Annotated in this window: 7 protein-coding genes; all 7 read right to left on the bottom strand. The window is 26.9% G+C overall.

The genetic code is table 4. The annotated features are described in order from the left end of the window. Positions 1 to 60: 60 nt before the first annotated feature. Positions 61 to 1,491 (bottom strand): proline--tRNA ligase, encoded by a 1,431-nt coding sequence (proS, locus tag ACXX88_RS01115; RefSeq protein ID WP_436358494.1) that lies wholly within the window; start codon positions 1,489 to 1,491, stop codon positions 61 to 63. A 137-nt stretch (positions 1,492 to 1,628) separates the two neighbouring features. After that, on the bottom strand, positions 1,629 to 4,130 hold the full coding sequence (lon, locus tag ACXX88_RS01110) for an endopeptidase La (protein WP_436358495.1): 2,502 nt from the start codon (positions 4,128 to 4,130) through the stop codon (positions 1,629 to 1,631). Positions 4,131 to 4,235: 105 nt separating this feature from the next. Then, the gene (locus ACXX88_RS01105) at positions 4,236 to 5,363 is read right to left on the bottom strand and encodes an HAD family acid phosphatase (protein WP_436358496.1); all 1,128 of its coding nucleotides are present in this window, start codon (positions 5,361 to 5,363) and stop codon (positions 4,236 to 4,238) included. A 184-nt stretch (positions 5,364 to 5,547) separates the two neighbouring features. Further along, positions 5,548 to 6,186 carry an MPN527 family putative ECF transporter permease subunit gene (locus ACXX88_RS01100; protein ID WP_458559335.1) on the bottom strand — a complete coding sequence of 213 codons (639 nt, stop codon included), beginning with the start codon at positions 6,184 to 6,186 and terminating at the stop codon, positions 5,548 to 5,550. Beyond that, complete coding sequence (locus ACXX88_RS01095) at positions 6,179 to 7,054, bottom strand: ROK family protein (protein WP_458559334.1); 876 nt, start codon at positions 7,052 to 7,054, stop codon at positions 6,179 to 6,181. Before ACXX88_RS01095 ends, ACXX88_RS01100 begins: the two co-directional genes overlap by 8 nt. Continuing rightward, on the bottom strand, positions 7,054 to 7,677 hold the full coding sequence (gene upp, locus ACXX88_RS01090) for a uracil phosphoribosyltransferase (RefSeq protein WP_436358499.1): 624 nt from the start codon (positions 7,675 to 7,677) through the stop codon (positions 7,054 to 7,056). The genes ACXX88_RS01095 and upp overlap by 1 nt, the downstream gene beginning before the upstream one ends. Positions 7,678 to 7,714: 37 nt before the next feature. Next, a complete protein-coding gene (gene deoC, locus ACXX88_RS01085) occupies positions 7,715 to 8,383 on the bottom strand; it encodes a deoxyribose-phosphate aldolase (RefSeq protein WP_458559333.1) in 669 nt (222 codons plus the stop codon).

Genomic DNA, 8,383 nt, shown 5'->3' with positions numbered 1-8,383 from the left:
ATTGAGAAATTTTTACACAAAATTTATTACACTTCCCACAAGTTTAGATAACTTGTGTTTTTAGTAAGCTTTTGCAAAAAGAACATATCTTTTTGAAGGTTTTTGTGAAAACATACATAAGCCTTCATCAACTGGTTTTAAATATTTAAATGGAATACATCTAGAAGTAGCACCAGTTTCTTTTTGGATCATTTCTTCTTCTTTTTCATCTCCATTAAATGCAGTAATAACAAATTTATTTTTAGCAATTTCTTTTTTGAAATCTTCATAGTTATTTACAACTACTGTATTGTCTTCAAGTCTTTTTTTAGCTCTTTGATACATACTATCTTGAATTTCAATTAATTTGTCTTCAAGATAATCTCTTAAAATAGAAATTTTTACTTTTTCTTTTTGTAATGTATCTCTTCTAACTACTGTAACTACACCTTCTTCAACATCTTTAGGTCCTACTTCCACTCTAATAGGAACTCCTTGAATTTCTGAATTAGCCGCTTTATATCCTGGTTGATTATCGCTTCTATCTACTCTAACTTTTAGTTTTTTAGCTAGTCATTTTTCTAGTTGATTTACTGTTTTTGACACTTGTGGATTTTTATTTGCAAAAAGTTCGAGAATATCAACTTGAATTGGAGCTATTCTTGGTGGAATTACAATTCCAGAATCATCTCCGTGAGTCATAATTAAAGCACCTAATAATCTTGTAGATAAACCTCAAGATGTTTGATAAGCAAATTCATCTTTATTATCTTTATTTGTAAAAATAATTTTGAAAGCACGTGAAAAATTTTGAGCTAAATAATGGGAAGTTCCTGATTGAAGTGCTTTTCCATCCTTCATCATAGCTTCAATTGTATAAGTAGAACAAGCACCTGCAAATTTTTCTCTTGGTGTTTTTTTACCAACAACTGTAGGAATAGCTAAATATTTTTTTAAAAATCTTTCATAAAGTTTAATCATGTCTCTTGTGAATTTTCTAGCTTCCATAGCATCGGAGTGAACTGTATGTCCTTCTTGTCATAAAAATTCACTAGTTCTTAAAAAAGGATTTGTTGTTTTTTCTCATCTCATAACTGAAGTTCATTGGTTATAAATCAAAGGCATATCCTTATAAGATTCAATATTTTTTTTAAACAAATCAGCAAATAAAACTTCACTAGTAGGTCTAATATACAGGTTATTGTGTAATTTTTTATCACCAATATGTGTTACAGTAACAAGTTCAGGAGCAAAACCTGCCACATGCTCTTTTTCTGTATTAATAAAGAAATCAGGAATTAGCATTGGTAAATAAACATTTTGAATTCCTTTTTCTTTAAATAATTTATTCATTTCTGTTTGAATATTTTCTCAAATAGCATAAGAATTAGGTTTAAAGATTATAGTTCCTTTTACAGGACCATATTCTATTAATTCTCCGTTTTTTATAACATCCACATATCACTGTGCAAAGTTTTCTTTTCAAGGTGTAATTTTATCAAGCTTTTTCATATGTATAATTTTATATTTTTTTGGTAAAAAACAAAATAAAAAATTGTTTTTTTAATATTATTTTAACTTTTTGAAAAAAGGTATTCATTAAATAAAAAATCAACCATTATGATTTTGGTTGAATTTTTGTTTTTAAATTATTTATTTTTTGTTTGAGATTTAAAAATATAATTGTAAATTTCTTGATAGTTAGAAACTGGGTGGAAAGTAATATTTTCTTTAACTTCTTCAGCTAGATCAACAATATTTTTTTCATTATCTTTAGGAATGAAAATAGTTTTAATACCAAATTTATATGCTGCAAGAGTTTTTTCTTTTAGACCACCAATTGCTAATACTTTTCCTCTTAATGTTATCTCTCCTGTCATTCCAATTGTTGGAGAAACAGGTTTTTTAGCTAAAGCAGAAATAATTGCGGTAGTGAAAGTTACACCGGCAGAAGGTCCGTCTTTTGGAACCGCACCTTCAGGAACGTGAATGTGAATTTGATTATTTTCAAAATCAAAATCAATACCAAATTCTTTAGCATTTGCACGAACATAACTAATAGCTATTTCTGCAGATTCTCTCATAACATCTTTTAATTGACCAGTTAATTTAATTTCAGCTTTGGTAGAAGGAACGGTATTAACTTCAATTGATAATGTTGAACCACCATAAGCAGTGTAAGCTAGTCCATTAACTATCCCTATTTGTGGTTTAGTTTCGTTTATATCATCTGAGAATTTTTCAATTCCAAGCATATCTGTTACAACTTTTTTATCAACTATAAAATCTTTGTCTTTGCTAATTTCGTTTTTTAATAGTTTAACGATAATTTTTCTAGCAATTTTATCTAAATTTCTTTTTAAATCCCTTACTCCCGCTTCTCTTGTATAAGATTTAATAATGTATTCAATTGTTTCTAAATCAATATTAAAGTATTTTTTATCTAATTGAGTTTCGCTTAAAACTTTATCTAATAAATGATTTTTAGCAATTTCTTTTTTTTCTAATAAAGTATAGGAAGATAATTCAATAATTTCCATTCTATCTGCAAGAGCTTCGGGAATACCATCAAAGTAATTTGCTGTTGCAATAAAAATAACTTTAGATAAATCATATTCTGTTTCTAAATAATGATCTTGGAAAAATTTATTTTGCTCTGGATCTAAAACTTCTAGCATTGCTGATGCAGGATCTCCTCTAAAATCTGAAGACATTTTATCAATTTCATCTAACAAGATAACCGGGTTAGAAACACCTGCTTTTTTAATTGCATTAATTATTTTTCCTGGCATAGCTCCAACATAAGTTCTTCTATGTCCTCTAATTTCTGATTCATCTCTAACTCCACCAAGAGAAATTTTTATCATTTTTCTCCCAATGGCGTCAGAAATAGATTGAGCAATAGAAGTTTTTCCTGTTCCAGGAGGACCAACTAAAGTTAAAATAGGCATATTATTATTTAATTTATTAGAATGTTTATCAAATAAACTTAAATCTAAAGCAGCATTTTCTGTTGGCAATGGCTTAATAATATTTAATTTTTTCTCATCATTTTTGTTTTTTATGTTTGTTAAAACAGCAAGAAATTCTAAAATTCTTTCTTTAACATCTTTTAAACCAAAGTGTTTTTTTGCTAATTCCTTGGATGCTTGTTCTATGTCTAAATGATCAATTTTTACTTTTCTTCAAGGTAAATTATAAATTAAATCTAAATAATTTTTAGTTACATTGGCTTCAGGAGAGCTAGACAACATTCCTTTTAATTTTCTTGTTTCATTTTTAATTATTTCTCTTACTTCTAAAGGAAATTTATTTTCATCATCTTTTTTAAACAATTCTTTTTCATTTTTTTCTTCTTGAGAATCTTCATCACCTAATGTTTGACGAATTGCTCTCATTTTTTCTCTTAAAATAAATTCTTTTTGTTGTTTATCAAGAGTTTTTTTCATTTTATTTTCTATTTCATTAACAATCGCTCTTTCTTGAATCAAACTATTAATAAAATCTGCCATTGCTGCTAATCTTTGTAAATTATCTGTTGCAAAAATTAAACGTTTTTTATATTCTTTTGGTAAATCTACTTCTTCAGCAATTGCTAAAAGTGGAAAAATGATTTCATTTTCATCCATTAAATTTTTTAATGAAAAAAGTGGTTCAAAAAATTCTTTAATTGGTTTTAAAAAGGAATGATTTGAAAATTCTTCTTCCATTTTTCTAATACCAGCTTTTACAGCGCCAAGACTAGAAGAATTAAATTTTATAAATTCTGCATCAACATCTTGACCGATGATTCTACTAAAACTTTTATCTACTGGAGAAAAAGAATTAATTTTAACCTTTTGAGCTGTTGGCAACATATTTAATTCAACAAAAGTTTTCATCTCTCTTTTTATATCAATTATTCTTCAAACTATACCAACTTTTTCTTCATCAGGAATTACTTCCATATTCATTGTAGAGTCGATTCATAAATCAAAATGAGAAATAACTACAGGAAAACCTTCACTTAAATCGTTATTTTCCCCGTATTTTTCCCTTTCTTTTCATAAAAATTTAAATTCTTGTTCATCTAGTCTAATTACTTTTTTAGTAAAAAGAAAGACTTCATCGAAATTTAATAATAACATTTTGTTTTTTGTTTTATTTTGCATATCTCCCCTTTGCTTAATTTAATTATTTAATTATACAATAAATAAAATTATATAATAAAAATTAGCACTCTCCAATAAAAAGTGCTAATTTTTTTAAAATCTATTTTAATCTTTTCATTTTAATGAATTAAGTGCTGCTTTTAGTGCTGCAACTTTTTTATCATCAGAAAGTCCATAATATCCTTCTGCAAGTCCTTCTTCAAATCCACCATATGAAGCATTACCACCAATTAGAACATATCCTTCTGCTCAAGTTTCATTTTCGTGAGTTACTTGACCATCTGTGCCTTTTGTATATTTGATTCCTTTTGTATTAACATCAAAGTTACCAAATAATTTTTTTGTTGTTTCTAATACTGTTTTTCTATCTGTATTAGATTTTTTAGCTGATGCTATGTCGTTGAAATCATCAAAGTTATCTCCAACTCTCATAACAACTTTAAAGGAAACAGCAGTTGCTCCTGATTGTTCAGCACTTAAGTCAAATTTTTTATCAGAACTTACTAAATTCATTCTTGCTTCTTTAGCAGATTTTACCCTTTTTCCATTAGCATCTTTTTGAATGTGATCTCATGGTTTGTCTTTGGTTAAATCAACTCCTTGCATTCATCAAATTCATTTTGGCATGTATTTTGCTTCTAATCCTTCAGCTACTAAATTTGCTTTTGTAGGTTCTAGTTGATTTTCTTGTTCTCTATTTGAGTTGAACATAACAACTCCACCTTTTGATCATACGTGTTTAATAAATTCAATAGCTCCTGCTATTTTTTTAGCTTTTTTATCTTGAACAAATTGATTTCATGAATCTGCATTAAATGTTTGTTTATGTAACACTAAGTAATTTTGGTAAGCATAGTTATTTAAAACTGTTTCATCTAAATCCATAAATACAACTGGAATAGATTTTCCTTCTGTTGTATTTGTAACAGTTACATGTTCTCCATTTGTTTTTACTTTATCAAGTTCAAAAACACTTGTTTGTCCTTCTACTAAAGTATCAAATTGTTTCATTGCTGATTGGTATAAAGTGTATGCCATAGCATCTTTTTCTGCTGAAACTGAATTTCAAACATTAGCTAATCATCTTTGATTATCTAAAATGTTTTTATCTTCTGAATTTTGGTTAGTTGAAGTTTGATTTGTTGTTTTTTCACCACAAGAAACAACAGTTGCAAAAGCGATTGCTGGTGTTAACACTAGACTTGATTTAATTAAAATATTCTTTAATTTCATTTTTCTCCTTAAAAATATTAATTTTTGATTACATATAAAATTATAGAAAAATATGAATAATTTTTATAAAATAAAATCAAAAAGTTGCATTTTTTATGAATTTTTATGGAAAAATTCATTTTATGCCCTTTTAGTTAATTAAATTTTGAGTCCGTTTCAATAAAAAAACATCATATTTTGTTTTTTAAATATGATGTTTTTGTTTTCTGTGATTTTTATAATAAGTTTCTAAAAATACAATAATTCCAAAGGTTAATATTGAAGAAAGAAGGTAATTAGCTAAATTAAATGGAATAAAAGTAATTAAAGAAACTGTAAAATATTTAGTTAAATATTCTTTATAACTCATTTTTATACCATATAAATAAAAATATGGTCAATTAAAAACAAAAATATTTAGTGTGGTAATTACAATAGTTGTAACTATAATAGATAAAACTAAAGATAAAATAATAAACCAGTTTTTATTTTTAATTATTTTTTCAAAAAGTTTTTTAAACAAGAAAAAACTAAATATAAAGATCAAGTTTGCTACTAATAAAATAAAATGTCCCAAATAACCCGTTGCATCTATATTTAATTGAATTACTGGTCCTAAAAGAAATCTTATTAATAAAGCAATTAAAGTATATCTATAACGCAAAAAGAACGCGATTGGAAATATAAAGATAATTGATAGGTCAATTTTTAAACCAAAATCCCCAAGTGGTCACGCTATATATTTACTTAGAAAAAGAGCTATTAAAGATAAACAAAGAAAAATAGCTGTAAATACAATTGAAAACACAACTCTTTCTTTGGAGTAAGAAAAGTTTTTATGCATTTAATAAATAACTTAATCCAATAAGTGCTGAATTGTCCTTTAATTTATCAAATTTAAACTTAACTTGTTTAAATTGTTGTTTATCACAAAGTGTTTTTGCCATTTTAATAGCTTCTTTTACAAAGAAACTGTTTTTGTGAGTTACTGAACCTCCAAAAACAATTAAATTCGGAGCTAAAATCCCTATAAATGTAGCAATAGTTTTAGCTAAAGTTATAACAGATTCATTATAAACTCTTTCAAAAGTTTCATCTTTGTTGTAATTTTCTAAAACTTCTTTTGCATCTACTTTTTTATCTTTTAATTGACTAGCTCTTAGTGCAAAACCTGTTCCAGAAACAAATAGTTCTGCAGCATATTTAGATAAATGAAATGTGCTAAAAAGTGGTTCTCCAAGAGGAATTCTAGCAATTTCTTGTCCTAAATGATTTACTCCAGTGTAAATTTGGTTGTTAATAACTAATCCTGCACCAAATCCTGTAGAAATGGTAAAAAATTGAGTTATATCTTCTTTATTTTGATTATAAAAATGATGGTTAGCTAAAGCCATAGCATTAGCGTCATTTTCAAAAACAATTTTTTCTAATTTAGTGTTATTTAAAAGATATTCTTTAACATTTAAATTTTTTCAACCTTTTAAATTAGGGGTGTTAAAGATGATACCATCTTTGTAGTTAGCAGGCCCTGGAATGCAAACTGCTAATTTATTAATTTCATATCTATTGATGAGTTTAACTATTTTATCAAGTGTTTCTTGTCAGTTAGTTGTGTTGGTTTGAAATTTAATTTTTTTTGTAATTTTGTGTTCTTTTATTAAAGCAAAACGAACATTAGTTCCGCCAATATCAACTGTTGCAAATTTATTCATTATTTTGTACCGAAAATCCTATCTCCTGCATCTCCAAGACCGGGTAATATATATTTTTTATCATTTAATTTTTCGTCTTTTGCTGCTAAAAAGATTTTAACATCTGGATGTTTAGAAGAAACATGATTAATTCCTTCTTGCACACCAACAAGACAAACTAAATTTATATTTTTAAATCCATCAGCTTTTAATCTACTAATAGAATCTACTGCTGATGTTCCAGTGGCAAGCATTGGATCTACCACTAAAATTAAAGAATCTTTAGAAACATTAGGTATTTTATAAAAGTATTCATGAACTTCAAAAGTTTTTTCATCTCTATAAACTCCAATATGTCCAACTCTTGATGTTGGAACAAGTGATAAAATTCCTTCTACCATCCCAAGACCAGCTCTTAAAATTGGTACTATGACAATTTCTTGTTCCATTTTTTGTCCAATAGTTTCCACTCCCACTGCTGTTTTAACTTTACAATCGACAGTTTTATAATCTCTTAAAATTTCATACACCATTAATGTTGAAATTTCTTTTAGTAATTCCCTAAATAAATGGTGTGTTGTGTTTTCGTCTCTCATTATTGTTAATTTTGTAGTAATTAGGGGGTGATTTAAAACTTTTACCATTTATATTTCTCCTTTATTTTTCTGTATATTTGGTTTTTTAATAGTTATTATTTTTATCTAAAGCTATTCCTTGCATAATTTGAACACCTGATGATGTTCCAAATCTTGTAGCACCAAGATCATACATTTTTTTCAAGTCTTCTAGACTTTTTACTCCACCGGCTGCTTTGATTTCAATTTTGTCTCCTACAACTTCTTTCATAATTTTAATATCTTCTTCTGAAGCACCTCTATATGAAAAACCTGTTGAAGTTTTAACAAATTCTGCTCCGGAAGCTAAAACTATTTCTGTTGCTTTTTTGATTTCGTCCTTAGTTAATAAAGCTGTTTCTACAATAACTTTTAAAATTTTAGAACCGATTTCTTTTTTAACTGCTTTAATATCGTTTAAAACAAATTCATATTGTTCGTCTTTTAATTTCCCGATATTAATAACCATATCAATTTCATCAGCTCCGTGGTTAACAGCGAGTTTTGCTTCTTGTGCTTTTGCTTGTGTAATCATTGCACCTAAAGGGAAACCAACCACTGCTGTGATTCCTACTTCAGAATTTTCTAATTTTTCTTTTACATATTTTACTCATGATGAGTTTACACAAACTGTTTTAAAACCGTATTCTTTTGCTTCAGCAACAAGTTTATTAATTTCTTTTGTTGTTCCTTCTGGTTTTAAATAAGTGTGATCAATTAATTTTGCTCAATTCAT

Source organism: Mycoplasma sp. 5370 (assembly GCF_054343435.1).
The sequence above is the reverse complement of the archived record's forward strand: the minus strand, read 5'-3'. Positions and strand labels throughout refer to the sequence as shown.